The organism is Micromonospora sp. NPDC049139 (assembly GCF_055586845.1).
Window position 1 is genome coordinate 318,040 of the sequence record NZ_JBVJHK010000004.1, and the last position, 19,730, is coordinate 337,769.

Here is a 19,730-nt window from a genome sequence, read left to right on the forward strand (position 1 = left end):
AGATGCCTGGGTTGGTGCTGCCGGCCTACTTCAGCTATTACAAGTCGCCAGTCAAAATGGTCGGCACGCCTGATGGTGGTATCAGGGCTTGGCGGCTGTCCCACGCCACGGGCGGATGGGAACCCGCCGATGACCTGATTGAGGAGATTCTGTTCGCTGTCGGTGGAGAGATCAGTTCCCTGACGGTGGACTCCTTCGTTGAGTGGACGGAACATGACCGCAGTCGCTACCTGCGGGGGGAGGGGCCCGTTTTCGCGTTGTACGAAACGATCAGGGCCATCGTGGAGAATGCTCAGACCGAGGGGCGTCAGTTGACCACAACGGAGCTGGCGTTGGTTCGGGGCATCAGGCGCAGGACTTTCATGATGTTCGAGGAGGAGCTCCAGCGAGCGGGCGATCCTGCTGCCGATCCTTCGCTGGCTGAGCAAAGTAGCTGAGTCCTCCGCCACTGAGCCTGGTGCCCCGCGCTGGAAACCTGTTGCGACTCCGGCTCGGCGTCGATCAAGGTCGCTCGTATGGCTGAATCCCCCGCAGACCGCCCCACGCAGAACTTCGCCTGGTCGAACATGTTCGTCCACCCGGACGACGACCCCCGCTCCGACGGCAACCACCACGACGAGCAGACGATCCTCGTCGAGTACCTGCGCGACCAGCGGCTCACCCTGGAACTCAAGTGCGCCGACCTGGACGCCGAGGCGCTGGCCCGGCGGGCCGTACCGCCATCGAAGTTGTCGCTGCTCGGCCTGGTCCGCCACCTGGCCGAGGTGGAGCGGGGCTGGTTCCGGCGGACGATGGCCGGTCAGGACGCGCCGAAGCTCTACTGCTCGGAGGCCGACCCGGACGGCGACTTCGACGGCGCGGTCGGCGACCCGGAGGTGGTGGCCGAGGCGTGGCGCACCTGGCGGGCGGAGGTGGAGTTCGCCGAGCGCTTCGTCGCCGAGTCCGACGACCTGGGGGTCACGGGCCGGCACGGCGGCGGGGAGGTCTCGCTGCGGGAGCTGCTGGTGCACATGATCGAGGAGTACGCCCGGCACAACGGCCACGCCGACCTGCTCCGCGAGCTGATCGACGGCCGCGTCGGCCAGTAGGAGCGTCCGCCGTTCACCGTGGACGGGGTGGCTTGTGACGGCCGGAATAGCATGGCGAAATGGCTGAATCAGACACCGACCAGCGGTCCGCTGGCCAGCAGAGTGCCGGCAGGCAGGCCACCGGCCGGTCGTCGTGACGACGGACGGATCGGGGATCGCGCAGGTCGGCATGTCTGAGGTGTCCGGTGCGCCCATTGTGGCGCCGGGCAGCGTGGCGGAGGCGTTGGCCGTGCAGGAGCGGTTGCGGCCGCTGGTGGACCTGGTCGGGCCGGGGCCGGTCGAGCCGGCGACGGTTGCCGGCCTGGACGTCGCGTACGCGGAGAGCGCCGACCGTCTCGCGGCGGCCGTGACGGTGCTGGACGCCCGGACGCTCGCGGTGGTCGACTCGGCGGTCAGCGTGGGCCGACCCGCCTTCGACTACGTCCCGGGGCTGTTCGCGTTCCGCGAGCTGCCCGCGTTGCTCGACGCGCTCGACCGGCTGACCGTGCGGCCGGAGGTGCTGGTCTGCGACGGGCACGGGCTGGCCCACCCGCGCCGGTTCGGGCTGGCCTGCCACCTGGGCGTGGTGACCGGCCTGCCGGCGATCGGGGTGGGAAAGACGCCGCTGCTCGGCGAGTGGGCCCCGCCGGCCGGCGAGCGCGGCGCGTGGGCGCCGCTGCGCGACGGGGACGAGGTCGTGGGCCGGGTGCTGCGTACCCGGGACGGCGTGAAGCCGGTCTTCGTCAGCGTCGGCCACCGGATGAGCCTCGACAACGCGACGGCCCGGGTGCTCGCGTTGACGCCGCGCTACCGGCTGCCCGAAACCACCCGCACCGCCGACCGGCTCTGTCGCGACGCGCTGGCGGCGGCCGAAGCGGGCTGACGCCCGCACCCGCCCGCCCGAGACGCCCACAGGCACCCGCCGGCCCGGGGACGTCCGCAGGCACCCCGCCCGAGACCCCCAGTCGCCCGGCCCGCCAGGCGCGGAGGGCGCCACCGGGAGTGTCGACGCCGAGAGGCCGGCCCGCCCCGCTGATGGAGGTCAGGTGCAGGGACCGGATGGCAGGTGCAGCGACGCGACCACCGGGGTAATACGGCGCACATCCGGCGCGCTCTATGACCCGGCCCCACCCGGCGGCGGTAGTAGCCTACCGGCGGACCCCCGTCGGGGGAGGAACGGCGAGGTGATCATGGCGGTACGTCGGCACGCGGCGCGGCTCGCGACGGTCTGTGCGTTGCTGGGTGGCCTGGTGGCGCTCGGCGCGACGCCGGCGCTCGCCGACGGCGACTCGGTCCGGGTGCGGTCGGCCGGCAGCTTCACGGCCGGCGGTTCCGCCGAGGGCGTCTCGATCGAGGTGCGCAAGCGCAGCGACGGCTGCGTGCTGCTGCGTACCACTTTGGGGCTGCGCCTGGGCGGCCTGCGCGCCGACCAGGTCAGGGCGCAGGTCAACGTGGGCGGCCACTGGTTCCCGGTGTCGCTCTCCGGGGGCGGGGGCAGCGTGGCCACGCCGGCCACCTCGCCGGCGAACCCGCGGCTGTGCAAGGGCAAGAGCATCACGGTGCGCTACCGGGTGGCGTTCGTCCAGGGTGCGCCGGGCGGCCGGCTGACGGTCACCGGCGCGGCCAGCAACGCGCTCGGGCAGCTGCTGGGCCGGGGCGCCGAGGCGTCCCGGGTGGTCGGTGGCCGGGCCTCCGCGTCGCCGACGCCCTCGAAGAAGCCGTCGCCCACCCCGAGCGCGGTCGCCTCGCAGGCGGCGACCGCCGAGGAGTCGCCGGCCCTGGTGGCCGTCGCCGGGCAGGGCGCCGGCGCCACCGTCAACGCCGCCGAGGAGGAGTCCGGCGGCGGCTCGGTGGTCATGTTCTTCGGCATCGCCATGGTGGCCGTCGGGGTCCTGCTCATTCTCCTGATCTTCCGCCGCTCCCGGGCGGACAAGGAGCCCGCCGACGACCTGCCGCCCGTCCCGCTGCCCCGCGGCAACCCCGGCGGCACCACCTACCGCTCCGCGCAGGGCCCGGCCGCCGCCCCCGTGCCGCCCGGCCAGGTGTACGGCCAGCAGCCGCCCGTCCCCGGCGTGTACGGGGGCACCCCCGCCCCGCGTCCGGCCGGCGGCGTGTACGGCAGCCGCCCGGCCCCGGAGGCCACCCAGGTGGTGCCCGGCGGGTCCACCCCGCCGCCGGTGTCCGCCCCACCCGGGAACCCGCCGTCGCCGCCGCCCGCCCCGGGGCAGTACGGCCGGCCGACGTCGGCTCCGCCCGTCACCGGGCGACCCGGTGACCCGCCCCCGGAGGCCGACGGTGGCGACCACACCAGGTTCATGCCCCGGCTCCCTGGCTGAGCCGGGGCGCCCCGCGCCCCTCCGATACGCTCAGGCCGTTGACGACCTGCGGCGCGAGGAGCGATACCGGTGTCTGATCTGTCCCAGATCGTGAAGGCCTACGACGTCCGTGGGACGGTGCCGGACCAGTGGGACGAGCGGGCCGCCGAGGCCCTCGGCGCGGCCTTCGCGCAGGTGCTGGACGCCTACGGCGAGGGCGGCGACGCGGTGCTCATCGCGCACGACATGCGTGCCACCGGCCCCGGTCTGGCCGCCGCCTTCGCCGCCGGGGTGCGTGCCGAGGGGCGCTCGGTGATCGAGCTGGGGCTCGGCTCGACGGACATGCTCTACTACGCCTCCGGCGCGTTGGGGCTGCCCGGCGCGATGTTCACCGCCAGCCACAACCCGGCGCAGTACAACGGCATCAAGATGTGCCGCTCCGGCGCCCGGCCGATCGGGCAGGACAGCGGGCTGGCCGAGATCCGCCAGCGGGCGCAGGCCCTGCTGGACAAGGACGAGCCCCGCCCGGCCGGCGAGCCGACCGCGCCGGCCGAGCGCCGCGACCTGCTGGCCGGCTACGCGGCGTACCTGCGCGAGCTGGTGGACCTCTCCACCATCCGCCCGCTGAAGGTCGTCGTCGACGCCGGCAACGGCATGGGCGGCTACACCGTCCCGGCCGTGCTCGGCGACGCCGTCCTGCCGGCGCTGCCGCTGGAGATCGTGCCGCTCTACTTCGAGCTGGACGGCACGTTCCCCAACCACGAGGCCAATCCGCTGGACCCGGCCAACCTGGTCGACCTCCAGCGCGCGGTGCTCGAGCACGGCGCCGAGATCGGCCTGGCGTTCGACGGCGACGCCGACCGCTGCTTCGTGGTCGACGAGCGCGGCGAGCCGGTCTCCCCGTCGGCGATCACCGCCCTGGTGGCGGCCCGGGAGCTGGCCAAGCACCCCGGCTCGACGGTGATCCACAACCTGATCACCTCCAGCGCCGTGCCGGAGATCATCCGCGAGCACGGCGGCGAGCCGGTCGTCGCCCGGGTCGGGCACTCCTTCATCAAGGCGGAGATGGCCCGCACCAACGCGATCTTCGGCGGCGAGCACTCCGCCCACTACTACTTCCGGGACTTCTGGTTCGCCGACACCGGCATGCTCGCCGCGTTGCACACCCTGGCCGCCCTGGGCGAGCAGTCGCTGCCGATGTCCGTGCTGGCCGGCGAGTACGAGCGGTACGTCGCCTCCGGCGAGATCAACTCGACCGTGGCCGACCAGGCCGCCAAGGTGGCCGAGGTGCGGGCCGCGTACCCGCAGGCCGAGGCCGACGAGCTGGACGGGCTCACGCTGCGCTTCCCGGACGGCGCGTGGTTCAACCTCCGCGCCTCCAACACCGAGCCGTTGCTGCGGCTCAACGTCGAGGCCCCGAGCCGGGAGCGGATGACCTCGCTCCGCGACGAGGTGCTCGACCGGGTTCGCCGATAAGATCGCCTGCGCCGGTCGGCACCGCCGATCGGTGAAACCGCATACGTGGAAGGAGCCGCGCCGTGGCCCTGGACCCGCAGTTGCTGGAAATCCTCGCCTGTCCGGACACGCATCACGCCCCGCTCGACTACGACGCGGAGGCGCAGACGCTGACCTGCACCGAGTGCGGTCGGATCTTCGAGGTCCGCGACGACGTGCCCGTGCTGCTGCTGGACGAGGCGCGCGGCGGCCCCGCGGAGCGGTCGTGATCGAGGGTACGGCCGGGGTCAGCGGCCGCCGCGATCCCGACGAGGCCCTGCTCGACGACCAGGACGCGCTCGCCGAGCACGACCCGGGCGGCATGCTGCGGCACACCGCCTCCGCAGGGGCGCAGGTCCGCGAGTCGGCTGCCCTGGCCGCCGAGGCGAACCTCCAGGTGCTCGCCGACGAGGGTCGGCCCCGCGCGGTCGTCATCGCCGGCATCGGCACCGCCGGCCGTACGGGTGACGTGCTGGCCACCGTCGCCGGGCCGCGCTGCCCGGTGCCGGTCATCCCGCACCGCAGCGCCGGCGTGCCCGGCTGGGTGGGGGCCGCCGACGTGGTCATCGCCGTGAGCGCCTCCGGCCGCAGCCCCGAGGCGCTGGGCGCCGCCGAGGCCGCGCACCGGCGGGGCGCCCGGCTGGTCGCCGTCGGCGCGCCCGACTCGCAGTTGCAGTCGGTGGCCGAGCGGGCCCGGGCGCCGTTCATCCCGGTGCCCCGGCGCGCCCCGGCCCGGGCCAGCCTCTGGGCGCTCACCGTGCCGGTCCTGCTCGCCGCCCGTACGCTCGGCCTGGTGAAGGTCAACGAGGCGGACCTGGCGGAGACCGCGGCCCGGCTCGACGCGGACGCCGACCGGTGCCGCCCGACGGCCGAGTCCTTCGTCAACCCGGCGAAGTCGCTCGCCCTGGGCCTGGCCGGCTCGGTGCCGATCGTCTGGGGCTCGTCGCCGCTCGCCACCGTGGCGGCCCGCCGGTTCGGCGACACCCTGTCCGCCAACGCCCGCTACCCGGTGGTCAGCGGGGCGCTCGGCGAGGCCGGGCGGGGGCGGGTCGGGCTGCTCGACGGCGTCTTCGGCGGCCTGGCGGAGGGGGAGCGGGACATCTTCGCCGACCCCGACGACGAGGCGCCGGCCGGCACCCGGCTGCGGCTGGTGCTGCTGCGCGACGGCGGGCTGAACCCCGAGGACGACGCCGACGAGCCGCTCGATGTCGAGGAGCGCCGCGCGGACGCGGTGCAGACCCTCGCCGAGCGGCGCGGTGTGCGCTGTGACGTGGTGACCGCCGAGGGCGGCTCCGCGCTGGAGCGGCTCGCCTCGCTGGTCGCCGTGCCGGACTTCGCCTCGGTCTACCTCGCCCTGGCACACGGACTGGATCCGATGGCCGTTCCGGCCATCACCGAGATGAAGGAGCTGGCGAACCAGTGAGCGATAGCAGGGTGCGGGTCGAGCGGCGTGGCGCGCCGGTGCCCGGCGGCGCCGCGCGACGGAACGGGGCGGTGGCGTGAGCGCCAACGGTGGGACGAAGGCGATCGTCGCCGCGCTGCTGGCCAACGTCGGCATCGCCGTCACCAAGTTCGTCGCGTTCGTGCTGACCGGGTCGTCGTCGATGTTGGCCGAGTCGATCCACTCGGTCGCCGACTCCGGCAACCAGGGGCTGCTGCTGCTCGGTGGCCGGCGGGCCAAGCGGGCGGCCACCCCGCAGCACCCCTTCGGCTACGGCCGCGAGCGCTACATCTACGCGTTCATCGTGTCCATCGTGCTGTTCAGCGTCGGTGGTCTGTTCGCCCTGTACGAGGCGTACCACAAGTGGTCCGACCCGCACCCGATCGACAAGTGGCAGTGGGTGCCGGTCACCGTGCTGGTCGTCGCGATCGTCATGGAGTCGTTCTCCTTCCGCACCGCCATCAAGGAGTCCAACCTCGTCCGGGGCAACCAGTCCTGGGTGAAGTTCGTGCGCCGGGCCAAGGCCCCGGAGCTGCCGGTGGTGCTGCTGGAGGACCTGGGCGCCCTGGTCGGTCTGGTCCTCGCGCTCCTTGGCGTCGGCATGACTCTGGCCACCGGCAACGGCGAGTGGGACGCCGCAGGTACGGCGGCGATCGGCGTGCTGCTGGTGGCCATCGCCATCATCCTGGCCGTCGAGACCAAGAGCCTGCTGCTCGGTGAGGGCGCCGAGGCGCACGACGTCGCCGCCATCGAGAAGGCGGTCACGGACGGCCCGGAGGTGGAGCGGATCATCCACATGAAGACGCTCTACCTGGGCCCCGAGGAGCTGCTGGTCGCCGCGAAGATCGGCGTGCCGGCCTGCGACAACGCCGAGGAGCTGGCCCGTGGCATCAACGTCGTCGAGGCCCGGATCCGGGCCGCCGTGCCGGCCGCCCGGGTGATCTACCTGGAGCCGGACATCTACAGCGCCGCCGCCGAGCGGGCGGGCAGCGGAAGCGCGGCGCACACCGCCGTGCCGGGATCCGAGCCGGGTGAGGCCACCGGGCGGCCCGGGAGCTGACCGGTGGAACTGCTGTACGGACCGATCAGGGACTACGCGTGGGGGTCCCGCTCGGCGATCGCCCAGTTGCAGGGCAGGCCGGTGCCGAGCGACGGCCCGGAGGCCGAGCTGTGGCTGGGCGCCCACCCGGGCGGCCCGGCCACGGTCGACCGCGACGGCGGCCGGGTCGACCTGACCGACCTGCTGCTTGCCGAGCCGGACCACTGGCTCGGCGAGCGGGTCGTCGGCCGGTTCGGCACCCGGCTGCCGTTCCTGCTCAAGGTGCTCGCCGCGGACGCCCCGCTGAGTCTGCAGGCGCACCCGGACGCGGAGCAGGCCCGTGCCGGGCACGCCGCCGACGCCGGCCGCCCCGACGGGCAGCGCAACTACGTCGACCCGTACCACAAGCCGGAGTTGCTGGTCGCGCTCTCGCCGATGGAGGCGCTCTGCGGGTTCCGTGACCCGGTCGCCTCGGCGGAGGCGCTCGCCGGGTTCGGCGTACCCGCGCTGGAGCCCGTGCTGGCGGCGCTGCGCACCGGCCCGTCGGGGCTGCGCGACGCCGTACGGCTGCTGCTGACCTGGCCCGCCGACGAGCGCGACGCGCTGGTGCGGGCCGCGTCGTCGGCGGCGGTCGCGGGGCCCGACGCGGAGCTGGCCCGGGAGCTGGCCGCCGCCTACCCGGGTGACCCGGGGGTGCTCGTGGCGATGCTGCTCAACCGGGTGCGGTTGGCGCCCGGGGAGGCGATCTGGATGCCGGCCGGCAACCTGCACGCCTACCTGCGGGGCACCGGCGTGGAGATCATGGCGGCCAGCGACAACGTGCTGCGCGGCGGTCTGACGCCGAAGCGGGTGGACGTCGACGAGCTGCTCCGGGTGCTGCGCTTCGAGGTGCTCCGGGACCCGGTGGTGCCGGCGCTGGAGGTCGACCCGGGGGTGGTCACCTGGCCGGTGCCGGTGGACGACTTCGCGCTGCACCGGGTGACGGTGGGCGCGGCGCTGCCGGCGGTGACGCTGTCGGTGCCCGGGCCGCGCGTGGTGCTCTGCGGCGCGGGGGAGCTCTCGGTCGACGACGGGACGGGCGCGGTGACGCTCGGACGGGGACAGGCCGCGGTCGGTACGGCCGCCGCCGGGCCGCTGCGCGTGGCGGGCGGGGGCGAGGCGTACGTGGCGAGCTGCGGCCTGCGCTGAGCCGTCGCCCGCCCAGCGGTCGTCGGGCAGGGCAAGTCCGACTTTCCCGGAATAGCTTGACGCGACCACTGCGCAGTGTGACTCTATGGGTACGCAGCGTTATCGCGACGACGGTCCGAGAACGCGCGCGAGGGATCCAAACCGGGGGGATGCACGGGGCGGGCGGCTGGTGGACGGAGAGTCCGTCCACGACCGACCGCCCCGTGCGCTGCCCGCTTCTGTCTTCCTGCTCTCTTCACCGGCCGGTCCCTTCCGCGGCGGCCCGCGCGCGTAAGGTGGAGGGTCGCGCAGCACATCGTCCGACAGGAGCTTCCATGACCAGCACCCTCCCGGCGTCCGCAAGTGGAACGCCGTCCGAGGCCCGGCCGAGCACCCTCGCCGAGGGCGACTACAAGGTGGCGGATCTGTCGCTCGCCGAGTTCGGGCGCAAGGAGATCCAGCTCGCCGAGCACGAGATGCCCGGCCTGATGGCGATCCGTCGTGAGTTCGCCGACGCCCAGCCGCTCGCTGGCGCCCGGATCACCGGGTCGCTGCACATGACCATCCAGACCGCCGTCCTGATCGAGACCCTGGTCGCGCTCGGCGCGCAGGTCCGCTGGGCGTCCTGCAACATCTTCTCCACCCAGGACCACGCCGCCGCCGCGATGGTGGTCGGTCCGGAGGGCACCCCGGAGGCCCCGGCCGGCGTCCCGGTCTACGCCTGGAAGGGCGAGAGCCTCGAGGAGTACTGGTGGTGCACCGAGCAGGTGCTCGCCTGGCCCGACGGGCAGGGCCCGAACATGATCCTCGACGACGGCGGCGACGCCACCCTGCTGGTGCACAAGGGCGTCGAGTTCGAGAAGGCCGGGGCCGTCCCGCCGGTCGAGTCCGCCGACTCCGAGGAGTACGCGGTCATCCTCGGCGTGCTGCACCGCTCGCTCGCCGAGGACGGCCAGCGGTGGACCCGGATCGCCGCCGGCATCAAGGGCGTGACCGAGGAGACCACCACCGGCGTGCACCGGCTCTACGAGATGCACCGCGCCGGCACCCTGCTCTTCCCCGCCATCAACGTCAACGACTCGGTGACGAAGAGCAAGTTCGACAACAAGTACGGCTGCCGCCACTCGCTCATCGACGGCATCAACCGCGCCACCGACGTGCTGATCGGCGGCAAGATGGCGGTCGTGCTCGGCTACGGCGACGTCGGCAAGGGCTGCGCCGAGTCGCTGCGCGGCCAGGGTGCCCGGGTCGTGGTCACCGAGGTCGACCCGATCTGCGCCCTCCAGGCGGCGATGGACGGCTACCAGGTCGCCACCCTGGACGACGTGGTCGAGCAGGCGGACATCTTCATCACCGCCACCGGCTGCTTCGACGTCATCACCAACGAGCACATGGCCCGGATGAAGCACCAGGCCATCGTCGGCAACATCGGCCACTTCGACAACGAGATCGACATGGCCGGTCTGGCGAAGCGGTCCGACGTGGAGCGGGTCAACATCAAGCCGCAGGTCGACCTCTGGAAGTTCGCCGACGGGCACGCGATCATCGTGCTGTCGGAGGGCCGCCTGCTGAACCTGGGCAACGCCACCGGCCACCCGAGCTTCGTGATGTCGAACTCGTTCGCCAACCAGACGATCGCCCAGATCGAGCTGTTCACGAAGACCGAGGAATACCCGGTCGGCGTCTACGTGCTGCCGAAGCACCTGGACGAGAAGGTCGCCCGGCTGCACCTGGAGGCGCTCGGCGCCAAGCTGAGCACCCTGACCAAGGAGCAGGCCGCCTACCTCGGCGTCTCCGTCGAGGGCCCGTTCAAGCCGGAGCACTACCGGTACTGAGCCGCCCCGCACCGACCGGGCCGGCCCGCGCCAGCGGGCCGGCCCGTCGGCGTCTCCGGCGACCGCGGGCCGCCGGCCCGTCGGCGTGCCGCGGCGGGCGCGGGCCAGTCGGGGCGGATCAGTCGGCGCGGGTCAGTCGGGGCCGGGGAGCCCTCGGGGCCGGGGCCAGCCGGGGCGGGAGCGGGGTCAGTCCGGGCGGGAGCGGCGGCGGGCGGGGCGGACCCAGGTCCACACGCACCAGGCGAGCCAGGCCAGCGAGACCACCGCGGCCAGGGCGCGCAGGCGCAGCGCGCTGAGCAGCAGCACCACCGCCAGGACGGCCAGCCACGGCCCGAACGCCCTCACGACCGCCACCGGCCGAGGACCATGCGGCGGACCAGCGGCGGGGCGATCCACGACCAGACGCAGAAGAGCGCCCACGCCAGGCCGAACAGGCCCGCGAGCAGGTCCAGCCCGGCGAGGTTGAGCAGCACCACCACGCCGATCGCGAGCAGCCAGGTGCGGAGGATCCCCAGCCGGTAGAGCGGCCGCAGCGGCAGCAGCAGCGGGTGGGTGTACACCCGGGTCTCCCAGGCGGCCTCGGCGTAGTCGGCGTCGGTCGGGTCGTGCGCCACCGCCTGACCGAAGGCGCGGTGCGCGGTGCCCACCCGGCCGCGCCGGGCCGCGGCGACGCCGTGCAGGGCGAGCGCCACGGGGCTGGCCGGCCACGCCCCGAGGAACTCGCGGGAGATGCGCTCGGCGGCCCGGTCGTCGCCCCGGGCGTACGCGAGCTGGAAGCGGGAGGCGAAGACGGCCGGCGCGTCCGGGACGATCGCGGCGGCGCGGGCGACCAGGCGTTCCGCCTTGTCGGTCTGGCCCACGGACGAGCAGAGGTCGGCGTACTGGCAGAGCAGCCACGGGTTCTCGGGCTCGATGGCCAGCGCGTCGAGCAGCGCCCGCTCGGCGGGGGCGAACTCGCGGCGGTGGCGCAGCGCGAGACCCAGCCGGCCGAGCAGCTCCGCGTCCGGGCCGGTCTCGGCCAGGCCCTGACGGGCGACGGCGACCACCTCGTCCCAGCGGTCCAGCCCGGTCAGTGTCGCCGCCCGCAGCCGGAACGCGGCGGGGCTGGCGGCCAGCGCGGCGGGGAGCCGGTTCACCTCGTCCAGGGCCTGTTCCAGCCGGTTCAGCTCCAGGAGTTGGGCCACCCGGGCGAGCTGGGTCTCCGGGGCGGTCACGCGGCGGCCACCAGCATGATCAGCGCGGCCTCGGCGAAGCCGAACAGGAGCACCGCCCCGACGCCGGGCAGCCACAGCGACGCCGGCTCGCCGCCGCGCAGCTCGTACGCCCGGAACCGGCGCTTCTGCGTGGCGGAGGCAGCAAGCCAGACCAGCGCGCCGGCCAGCGCCCCGATCAGCCGGACGGGCCGGTCGGCCCCGTCGTCGAAGACCACGAGCGTGACCACCAGCCGGGCCACCAGCCCGGCCAGCCCGACGCCGAGCACCGCCAGGTGCGTCCGGCGGGGCAGGCCCAGCCGGTGCCCGTTGACCAGGGCCAGCACGGTGGCCGCCGTCGGGCCGCCGAACACGGCGGGGAAGAGCAGCGACTGCGGTCGCCACGGCGGGCGACGCGCCTCGTACGCCGCCGGCGCGATGGTGGGGGTGAACAGGTCGTCGGCCACGGTGTTCCCGTCTCGGTAGGGGCGAGCGAGCCGGATCCTGCCACAGCCGGGCGACGGCCGGCGCTCCCGCGCCCGCCGCTCGGGTGTCCCGCGCCCGCCGCTCGGGTGCCCGCGCCCGCCGCTCAAGTGTTCCGCGCCCGCCGCTCGGGTGCCCGCGCCCGTCGGTCAGGTGCGGGCGTCGGGCGTGGACATGGCACCCGCCGGCGCCGACGGGGCGACCGCCGGTCGTACCGCCGCGACGGGCTGCGCCGGCACGGCGACCGGCGCGCCGCCGGGCGCCGCCGGACGGATCGTGCCGGGTGGCGCGGCGACCTCGGGCGGGGCGGCGGCCGGGACCGCGCGGGGCGGCGCGGGCGGGCCGGGCATCAGCTCCGGCCAGAGCGTCGCGGCGACCGCGCGACCGCGGCCCAGCCGGTGCCAGGCCCGCCGGTGCCGCTCGCCGAGGACCGCGGCCAGGTAGACCGACTCCGGCATGCCCGGCGGCGGGGGCGGCGTGATCACCGCCGAGATCTCGGCCCACAGGCCGCGGCCCAGCCGCCCGCGGGCCGGCTCCGCCAGGTGGCGCACCCGGGCCAGGTACTGCCGGGCGGCCAGCGCCAGGCCGTCGTCGAGCCGGCTCAGGTCCAGCGTGTACGCCCAGCCGACCAGCACGGGCACCGCCGTCGGGACCGGCCGCCAGGCGGTCGCCGCCCGGGTGTGCACGACGAGGGTGCCCGCCACCAGGTCGCCCAGCCGGCGCCCCCGCCGGTCGGTCAGCATCACGGTCACGCCGGCGACCCAGCTCAGCAGCGGCAGCACCAGGCCCGGCCACTCCACCGCCACGCCCACCAGCGCCCGGGTCAGCGACTGCCGCAGCCCCACCGGGGCGCCGTCGGCGCTGACCACCCGCAGCCCGACCGCCAGCTTGCCCAGCGTCCGGCCGTGGTTGAACCGCTCGCAGAGCACCGGGTAGCCGACCAGCACCAGGACCAGCCCCACCGTCGCGAGGGCACCGGTCAGCGCCTCGTCGACCAGCCCGGTCGGCAGGTTGGCGAGCACCATGCCGGCGGCGATCGACAGCACCAGCACGAGGACCAGCTGGGCCAGGATGTCGAGCATCAGCGCGAGCACCCGGGAGCCGATCCGGGCGGCCCGGACGTCCAGCTCCACGGCCTCCCCGCTGACCAGCCCGGCGTCGCCCCACGGGGCGGGTCGGGCCGGCGGTCGTGGTTGCGCTCTCACCCCGACAGTGAACACTATGATCGCCGGACGGGGGTGACGGTGGATCTCGACGCGTACGTCGCGGAACACGGCGGGGAGTGGCGGCGGCTGGAGGAACTCTCCCGGCGCGGCCGGCTCGACGCCGCCGAGGTCGACGAACTCGTCGCCCTCTACCAGCGGGCGACCACCCAGCTCTCGGTGCTGCGCAGCCGCTCACCCGACCCGGCGCTGGTCAGCCAGCTCTCCCAGGTGGTGCTGCGGGCCCGGGCCCGGCTCACCGGCCGCCCGCGGCCGTCCTGGGCGGCGGTCGGCAGGTTCCTGCTGGTCGGCTTCCCCGGCGCGGTCTACCGCGCCTGGCCCTGGTGGTGCGGGGTGGCGACCGGCTTCACCCTGCTCAGCTTCTTCCTCATCTGGTACGTGGCGGGCAACCCGGAGACGGCGGGCGCGTTCATCGGCGAGGAGGCGGCCGCCGACCTCGTCGAGTCCGGCTTCGCCGGCTACTACACCGAGTTCGCCGCGCCGACCTTCGCCTTCCACCTGTGGACGCACAACGCCTGGCTCGCCGCCCAGTGCCTCGCCGCCGGGGTGCTCATCGTCCCCGTGCTCTACCTGCTCTGGCAGAACGCGCTCAACATCGGCGTGGTCGGCGGGGTGATGGTCGCCTACGGCCGGGCGGACGTCTTCTTCGGACTGATCACCCCGCACGGGCTGCTGGAGCTGACCGGCGTCTTCGTGGCCGCCGGGGTGGGCCTGCGCGTCGGGTGGGCGTGGATCGCGCCGCCCGCCCAGATCACCCGGGGGCAGGCGGTCGCCCGGGCGGGCCGCGAGGGCGTCCTGGTCGCCGTCGGCCTGGTGGGGCTCTTCGCGGTCTCCGCCGTCATCGAAGCGTTCGTGACGCCCGCGCCCGTGCCGGTCCCGCTCCGCGTCCTCGCGGGCGCCGCCGTCTGGCTCGCCTTCCTGGCGTACGTCGTGCTGCTCGGCCGCCGGGCGACCGCCGCGCCCGAGGGCGACGACGTCCTCGACCCGCACGCCCGCCGCTGACCGCCTCGCCCCGACCGGCCCAGACCGGCCCGGGGATCAGAGCTGGCCGAGGGACTTGAGGCGCAGGTAGGTGTCGGCCAGGGTGGGGGCCAGACGGCCCGCCGGGGCGTCGACGACCGTCACCCCGTGCCGGCCCAGCGCGGCGCGGACCCGGTCGCGTTCGGCCAGCGCCCGCCAGGCCGCCGCAGCCGCGTAGGCGTCGCCGAGGCGCTGCGGGACGGCCGTGGTGAGCGCGGTCAGCACCGGGTCGTGCGTCGCGGCGATCACCACCTTGTGCCGGGCGGCGAGCCGGGGCAGCACCGGCAGCAGCCCCTCGCCGAGGGCGCCCGCCTCCAGCGCGGTGAAGAGCACCACCAGGCTGCGCTGGCGCTGCCGGCGCAGCAGCTCACCGGCGATCAGGTCGAAGTCCGTCTCCGCCAGCGCCGGTTGGAGCGGGGCGAGGGCGTGCACCAGCCGGGAGAGCAGGGCCGGCCGGCCGGTGCCCGTCACCGTGGCCCGGACCGCCGTGTCGGCGGCGAGCAGGTCGACCCGGTCACCGGCGCGGGCGGCGAGGGCGGCGAGCAGCAGCGCGGCGTCGATCGCGGTGTCCAGCCGGGGCTCGTCGCCGACGCGCACCGCCGACGTGCGGCCCGTGTCCAGCACGCACACCAGCCGGCGGTCCCGCTCCGGCCGCCACGTCCGCACCAGCACGTCGGCCCGGCGCGCGCTCGCCCGCCAGTCGATCGACCGCACGTCGTCGCCCACCACGTACTCGCGGAGGGTGTCGAACTCGGTGCCCTGGCCGCGCCCCCGGCTGACCTGGGTGCCGTCGATCACGCGCAGCCGGGCCAGCTTCTCCGGCAGGTGCCGGCGGGAGTCGAAGCGGGGCAGCACGCGCAGCGTCCAGGGCGGGGTGGCCGGGCGGCCGGAGCGCTGGCGGAAGCCCAGCCCCATCGGCCCGAACGAGCGCACGGTCAGCGCCACCGCCGGCCGGTCGCCCCGCCGGAGCGGGGTGAGCCGGCTGGGCAGCGCCACCGTCCCGCCCGGCCCGACGCGCACGAGCTGCGCCGGGGGCACGTCGGGGCGGGCGCCGGCCGAGGGCACCCAGGCGTCGCGGACCCGGGCACGCAGCGTACGGCCGGTGGGGTTGTGCAGCAGCAGCGCGACGGTGGCGGTGCCGCCGAGCCGCACCGCGCGGTCGCCCTCCCGGGTCGCCGCGAGCGCCCCCGGCGACGCGGCCAGTGCCCGGTCGACCAGCACGAGCAGCAGCACCGCGCCGGTCATCACCAGCAGGCCGACGAACGGCGCCGGCCAGGCCGGCAGGGTCAGCGCGCCCGCCGCCAGCAGGAGCGCCGCCCGCCAGGTCATCGCGGCGTCGGCACGGTGGCCAGCACCGTGTCCAGCACCGCGTCCACGCCGACGCCCTCCAGTTCGACCTCGGGGCGCAGCCGCAGTCGGTGCCGCAGCGTCGGCCGGGCGACCGCCTTCACGTCGTCCGGGACGACGTGGTCGCGGCCGGCCAGCCAGGCCCACGCCTTGGCGGTGGTGAGCAGCGCGGTCGCGCCCCGGGGCGAGGCGCCCAGCTCCAGCGCCGGCGTGCTGCGGGTGGCCCGGCACAGGTCGACGATGTAGCCGAACAGCGGCTCGGCCATGTGCACCCGGCCGACCGCCGCCCGGGCGGCAGCCAGGTCGGCCGCGCTGGCCACCGGCCGTACGCCGGCGGCCGTCAGGTCGCGCGGGTCGAAGCCGGCGTGGTGCGCGCGGAGCACCCCCAGCTCCTCCTCCCGGCTGGGCAGCGGCACGGTGAGCTTGAGCAGGAACCGGTCGAGCTGCGCCTCCGGCAGCGGGTAGGTGCCCTCGTACTCGATGGGGTTCTGGGTGGCGGCGACGATGAACGGGTCGGGCAGCGGACGCCGGTCGCCCTCGACCGAGACCTGCCGCTCCTCCATGACCTCCAGCAGCGCCGACTGGGTCTTCGGGGGCGTCCGGTTGATCTCGTCGGCGAGCAGCAGGTTGGTGAACACCGGCCCCTCGCGGAAGGTGAAGGCGGCGGTGCGCGGGTCGAAGATCAGCGAGCCGGTCACGTCTCCCGGCATCAGGTCCGGGGTGAACTGCACCCGCTTGGACCGCAGGTCGAGCGCGGTGGCCACGGTGCGGATCAGCAGGGTCTTGGCCACGCCCGGCACGCCCTCCAGCAGCACGTGTCCACGGCAGAGGAGGGCGATCACCAGGCCGGTGACGACCGCGTCCTGCCCCACGACCGCCTTGGCGACCTCGGCGCGCAGCCGGTGCAGGGCGGCCCGGGGATCGGCGGGGCCGGCGGTCAGCGGATCGGCGGTTCCGGCGGGTCGGGTCACCGAGGATCTCCTTCGGGTCGGTGCGGGTGCGGTGCGGCTGCCGGGGGCGGCCCGTCGGCGGGGTGGGACACGGCGTGCGCGTCGGCCTGGTGCGCGGTGTGCGCCTCGGTCGGGCGCGCGGGGTGCGTCGCGGCGTGCGCCTCGGTCGGCGGCCCGTCGGCCGGGTGCGGGGCGACCGTGCGGGTCAGCCGGTCCAGCGCGCGGGCCAGCTCCAACAGGTCCTGGTCGGTGTCGGGCGCGCCGCCGTAGAGCAGTTCCTCGGTCCGCCCGGGGCCGTCGCCGGTGCGGGCGGCGACCGCGGCGGCCACCTCGGCGGGCGGGGCGGTCGGCGGCAGGTTCAGCCGGGGCAGCAGGCGGTCCCGGGCGGCGGTGCGCAGCGTCCGCGCGGCCGCGTCCCGGGCGCCGGCCTTCTCGTAGAGCCGGGCCCGGCCGAGCACCGTCTCCGTCGAGCGGACCGTCACCGGCAGCGGCTCCGGCGTCGGCGGGCCGAGGCGGCGGGCCCGCCAGAGCGCGGCCAGCAGGGCGGCGACGGCGAGCTGCACCAACAGCGCCCAGAACCAGCCGGGGAAGGCGGACCAGAGCGGGTTCGGCGGGTCGGAGCCGTCGGCGCGGGAGTCGTCACCGTCGTCGTCGGAGCCGCCGCCCGGGCCGCCGGGCCGCCCGTCGCCGTCGCCCGGACCGCCGGGGCGACCGCCGCCCGGCCCGCCGTACTCGGCGGAGCCGCCCGGGGTGGGCGACCAGGCCGGGCTGCCGCTGCTGCCGGAGCCGAAGGTCGGCGGGGGCGCCTGGCCGTCCAGGTCGAGCCACACCACCCGGCCGGTCCCGCCGAGCAGGGCGGTGGCGAACGCCCGGTTGTCCCACTCGTCGATCCGGTCGTTGCGGAACGGGTCGCTGGCGCCGACCACCACCACGCTCTCGGGGACCCGGAGCAGCCGGGCGAGCCCGCCGTCGAAGCAGAACTGCACGGGCGCCGACCGGCCCGGGGTGACCGCGTAGCGTTGCAGCCCGACCGCCGCCCGCCCGAGCTGGCGCAGCTCGGGCATCGGGCAGGGCAGGCCCGCCGCGTCGGGCTCCACCGCCTGCGCGGCCCACCGCCGGCCGGCCGGCTCCACCGGCAGCGGGACCGCGTCCAGCACCCGCCGCGGCGGATCCACCAGCACCAGCCGGGTGGCCGAGGGAAGCGAGCTCAGCGCACCGACCGTGTCCGGGTGCAGCAGCGCCGGCGCGGGCACGAAGAGCGTGGCCGGCCCGCTGCTGGCGGCCAGCAGCGCGCGCAGCGTGTCCGTCTCGCGCTGCACCGTGACGCCCCGCTCGCGCAGCGCCTCGGCGAGCCGGCTGCCGCCGTCGTCCCCGGTCGCGACGGGGGAGAGGAACCCCCGGTCGGTGGGATCGGGCTGGTCGACCGTGTGGGTGACCAGGGTGGTGGTCAGCAGCAGCGCGGCCAGGCCCAACGGGATCAGCAGCCGGTGCCGGCGGCGACGTCGCCGGGGGGCGTCGCCGGCCTTCGGGGCCGGCTGGGCGGCGATGGTCTGTGCGCTCATGGTCGTGGCCCGTCCTCGGGTCGGCCGGTCAGCAGCCGGTCCAGGTCGGCGGCGTGCTCCCGCATCCGCCGGTCGTGCTCGGCCGAGGCGGGGCGCTGGCCGTACCAGAGTTCGGAGAAGATCGCCCCGGCGGCGCCCAGCGGCGGGCCGACCTGCGGACGGCTGGCCGTCGCGGCCCGCACCACCTCGACGACGGTCATGCCGGGCTGCGGCTGGAGCAACCCCCGGGCGACCAGCTCGCGGATCATCGCGCGCAGCCGTTCCCGGACGGCCTCGGCGTACCGGCCCTCGGCGGCCAGCCGGTCGGCGAGGGAGACGTACGCGGCGGCCGGCAACTCCGGCTCCGGCTCGCGCGGCCCGGGTACGACCGGCGCGGGGACGTCCACCGGCCCGGGCTGCCGGCGGCGTCGACGCAGCCGGGGCAGCCGGGGCAGCCGGCGGGGCACCCAGGCGGGGTACGTGTACCAGCCGACCGCCACCAGCCCCGCGGCGAGCACCAGCAGCAGCGCGGCCAGGGGCAGCGGCACCCGGTCGCCGAGCGCGGCCGTGGTCTCGGTCCACCACCGGCTGAAGCTCATCGGTCGGCCGCCAGCAGAACGGTCTCCGGCGTGCCCGTCCGGGCTCGGGAGAGCCGGATGTCCAGCCCCTCGGTGCGCATCCGGGTCTCCAGGTGCAGCACCGCGTCGAGGCAGGCCAGCGCCGGGTACGCGACGCTGTTGACGCCCGCCCACACGGCCAGCGACAGCCAGGGGGCCCAGGCCCGGTCGACCAGGTCGAGCGCGTTCAGCCCGTAGTAGACGCCGATGCCGATGCCGAGGCGGACGATCCACCAGGACAGGTAGCCGAGCAGCCGGATTCCGCCGGCCCGGCCGCCGCCGCGTACGGCCAGGGTGGCGGCGCGCAGCGGGGCCCGCAGCGGGTGCACCCGGTCGACGACCAGCGCCGGCGCCACGGCGCCGAGCAGGGCGAAACCGATGAACCAGGCTGGCCCGAACAGCGCGGCCACCCACATCACCAGCCCGACCAGAGCGGTGAGCAGCACCGTGGCGCCCCAGCGGGCGCCGGCGGGACGGAGCACCTCGCGCGGCCCGACCGTACGGCCGAACAGCGCGCCGCCGGCGGACCGGGCGGCCGGGTTGCCCAGCAGCGTGATGATCATCGCCTCGGTCGCCGCGCCGACGGCCAGCAGCAGCCAGTACATGCCGAAGTGATCGAACTCCACGAACCAGACGGGGGGCTTGACGTCGGCGGCGAGCCGCAGCGGGTAGAGCAGGAGTTGCTCGCCGACGGTCAGGGCGAGGGCGAGTGGGACCAGCACCCGGGCCTGGCCGCGCAGCAGCAGGACCGCGGAGTCGAGCAGCTCGCCGACCGTGAGCGGGCGGCGCGGGAGCACGGCGGTCGGGCCGGCGTCGGGCACGCGTACTCCTGGGGACGGGCGGCGGTGGCGCGTGACGGCGCACGCGGGGATCATGGTGACACGCGCGGTCCGATCGGGTGGACCCGCACGCCGGGGCGGCGACGCCGGCGTCGGTTGCTGGGCGGCGGCGTCCCACGGCAGTACCGTGCCGGGTGACGCGGATCCCACCGAAACTGAACG

At 75.6% G+C, this 19,730-nt stretch carries 20 protein-coding genes; 11 read left to right on the forward strand and 9 right to left on the reverse strand.

Features of this window, described 5'->3' with window-relative positions; translation table 11 throughout:
- Window positions 1–2: 2 nt before the first annotated feature.
- The 10 genes from ACZ6Q9_RS10560 to ahcY all read left to right on the forward strand — a co-directional run bounded on the left by ACZ6Q9_RS10560 (window position 3) and on the right by ahcY (window position 10,358).
- Window positions 3–437 carry a hypothetical protein gene (locus ACZ6Q9_RS10560; protein ID WP_396829065.1) on the forward strand — a complete coding sequence of 145 codons (435 nt, stop codon included), beginning with the start codon at window positions 3–5 and terminating at the stop codon, window positions 435–437.
- A 78-nt stretch (window positions 438–515) separates the two neighbouring features.
- Entirely contained in the window at window positions 516–1,088 is a 573-nt protein-coding gene (locus ACZ6Q9_RS10565; protein ID WP_396828941.1) for a DinB family protein, read from the forward strand.
- A gap of 169 nt (window positions 1,089–1,257) precedes the next feature.
- Window positions 1,258–1,950, forward strand: coding sequence for an endonuclease V (locus ACZ6Q9_RS10570; protein ID WP_396828940.1), 693 nt, complete (start codon window positions 1,258–1,260; stop codon window positions 1,948–1,950).
- A 307-nt stretch (window positions 1,951–2,257) separates the two neighbouring features.
- Complete coding sequence (locus ACZ6Q9_RS10575; RefSeq protein ID WP_396828939.1) at window positions 2,258–3,403, forward strand: hypothetical protein; 1,146 nt, start codon at window positions 2,258–2,260, stop codon at window positions 3,401–3,403.
- Between the two features lie 69 nt (window positions 3,404–3,472).
- Complete coding sequence (locus tag ACZ6Q9_RS10580) at window positions 3,473–4,858, forward strand: phosphomannomutase/phosphoglucomutase (RefSeq protein WP_393258768.1); 1,386 nt, start codon at window positions 3,473–3,475, stop codon at window positions 4,856–4,858.
- A gap of 62 nt (window positions 4,859–4,920) precedes the next feature.
- Window positions 4,921–5,106 carry a Trm112 family protein gene (locus ACZ6Q9_RS10585; protein WP_350682673.1) on the forward strand — a complete coding sequence of 62 codons (186 nt, stop codon included), beginning with the start codon at window positions 4,921–4,923 and terminating at the stop codon, window positions 5,104–5,106.
- Window positions 5,103–6,299: an SIS domain-containing protein gene (locus ACZ6Q9_RS10590; RefSeq protein WP_350703202.1), complete on the forward strand. Its 1,197-nt coding sequence runs from the start codon at window positions 5,103–5,105 to the stop codon at window positions 6,297–6,299. The genes ACZ6Q9_RS10585 and ACZ6Q9_RS10590 overlap by 4 nt, the downstream gene beginning before the upstream one ends.
- Window positions 6,300–6,375: 76 nt before the next feature.
- Window positions 6,376–7,377 carry a cation diffusion facilitator family transporter gene (locus ACZ6Q9_RS10595; protein WP_393258770.1) on the forward strand — a complete coding sequence of 334 codons (1,002 nt, stop codon included), beginning with the start codon at window positions 6,376–6,378 and terminating at the stop codon, window positions 7,375–7,377.
- Between the two features lie 3 nt (window positions 7,378–7,380).
- Window positions 7,381–8,544 (forward strand): mannose-6-phosphate isomerase, class I, encoded by a 1,164-nt coding sequence (manA, locus tag ACZ6Q9_RS10600; RefSeq protein ID WP_396828938.1) that lies wholly within the window; start codon window positions 7,381–7,383, stop codon window positions 8,542–8,544.
- Window positions 8,545–8,858: 314 nt separating this feature from the next.
- Window positions 8,859–10,358 (forward strand): adenosylhomocysteinase, encoded by a 1,500-nt coding sequence (gene ahcY, locus ACZ6Q9_RS10605; RefSeq protein WP_357455177.1) that lies wholly within the window; start codon window positions 8,859–8,861, stop codon window positions 10,356–10,358.
- Window positions 10,359–10,544: 186 nt separating this feature from the next.
- On the opposite strand, the gene ACZ6Q9_RS10610 is transcribed toward ahcY, so the two are convergent.
- The 4 genes from ACZ6Q9_RS10610 to ACZ6Q9_RS10625 all read right to left on the reverse strand — a co-directional run bounded on the left by ACZ6Q9_RS10610 (window position 10,545) and on the right by ACZ6Q9_RS10625 (window position 13,236).
- Window positions 10,545–10,712 (reverse strand): hypothetical protein, encoded by a 168-nt coding sequence (locus ACZ6Q9_RS10610; protein ID WP_393258774.1) that lies wholly within the window; start codon window positions 10,710–10,712, stop codon window positions 10,545–10,547.
- Entirely contained in the window at window positions 10,700–11,572 is an 873-nt protein-coding gene (locus ACZ6Q9_RS10615; RefSeq protein WP_396828937.1) for a tetratricopeptide repeat protein, read from the reverse strand. The genes ACZ6Q9_RS10610 and ACZ6Q9_RS10615 overlap by 13 nt, the downstream gene beginning before the upstream one ends.
- The gene (locus ACZ6Q9_RS10620; protein WP_393258778.1) at window positions 11,569–12,015 is read right to left on the reverse strand and encodes a hypothetical protein; all 447 of its coding nucleotides are present in this window, start codon (window positions 12,013–12,015) and stop codon (window positions 11,569–11,571) included. The genes ACZ6Q9_RS10615 and ACZ6Q9_RS10620 overlap by 4 nt, the downstream gene beginning before the upstream one ends.
- A gap of 165 nt (window positions 12,016–12,180) precedes the next feature.
- On the reverse strand, window positions 12,181–13,236 hold the full coding sequence (locus ACZ6Q9_RS10625; protein ID WP_396828936.1) for an RDD family protein: 1,056 nt from the start codon (window positions 13,234–13,236) through the stop codon (window positions 12,181–12,183).
- A gap of 33 nt (window positions 13,237–13,269) precedes the next feature.
- Here ACZ6Q9_RS10625 and ACZ6Q9_RS10630 point away from each other — a divergent pair, with 33 nt between their 5' ends.
- Window positions 13,270–14,256, forward strand: a complete 987-nt coding sequence (locus ACZ6Q9_RS10630; RefSeq protein ID WP_393455736.1) for a stage II sporulation protein M — start codon at window positions 13,270–13,272, stop codon at window positions 14,254–14,256.
- Between the two features lie 36 nt (window positions 14,257–14,292).
- Here the strand turns inward: ACZ6Q9_RS10630 and ACZ6Q9_RS10635 are convergent, their stop codons facing one another.
- The 5 genes from ACZ6Q9_RS10635 to ACZ6Q9_RS10655 are packed head-to-tail and all read right to left on the reverse strand — an operon-like array spanning window position 14,293 to window position 19,550.
- The gene (locus tag ACZ6Q9_RS10635; RefSeq protein ID WP_393455739.1) at window positions 14,293–15,603 is read right to left on the reverse strand and encodes a DUF58 domain-containing protein; all 1,311 of its coding nucleotides are present in this window, start codon (window positions 15,601–15,603) and stop codon (window positions 14,293–14,295) included.
- Window positions 15,600–16,592 (reverse strand): AAA family ATPase, encoded by a 993-nt coding sequence (locus ACZ6Q9_RS10640; protein ID WP_393455741.1) that lies wholly within the window; start codon window positions 16,590–16,592, stop codon window positions 15,600–15,602. The genes ACZ6Q9_RS10635 and ACZ6Q9_RS10640 overlap by 4 nt, the downstream gene beginning before the upstream one ends.
- Window positions 16,589–18,133 (reverse strand): DUF4350 domain-containing protein, encoded by a 1,545-nt coding sequence (locus ACZ6Q9_RS10645; protein WP_396828935.1) that lies wholly within the window; start codon window positions 18,131–18,133, stop codon window positions 16,589–16,591. Before ACZ6Q9_RS10645 ends, ACZ6Q9_RS10640 begins: the two co-directional genes overlap by 4 nt.
- Complete coding sequence (locus ACZ6Q9_RS10650; RefSeq protein ID WP_396828934.1) at window positions 18,130–18,711, reverse strand: DUF4129 domain-containing protein; 582 nt, start codon at window positions 18,709–18,711, stop codon at window positions 18,130–18,132. The genes ACZ6Q9_RS10645 and ACZ6Q9_RS10650 overlap by 4 nt, the downstream gene beginning before the upstream one ends.
- A complete protein-coding gene (locus ACZ6Q9_RS10655; RefSeq protein WP_396828933.1) occupies window positions 18,708–19,550 on the reverse strand; it encodes a hypothetical protein in 843 nt (280 codons plus the stop codon). The genes ACZ6Q9_RS10650 and ACZ6Q9_RS10655 overlap by 4 nt, the downstream gene beginning before the upstream one ends.
- Window positions 19,551–19,730: the final 180 nt, after the last annotated feature.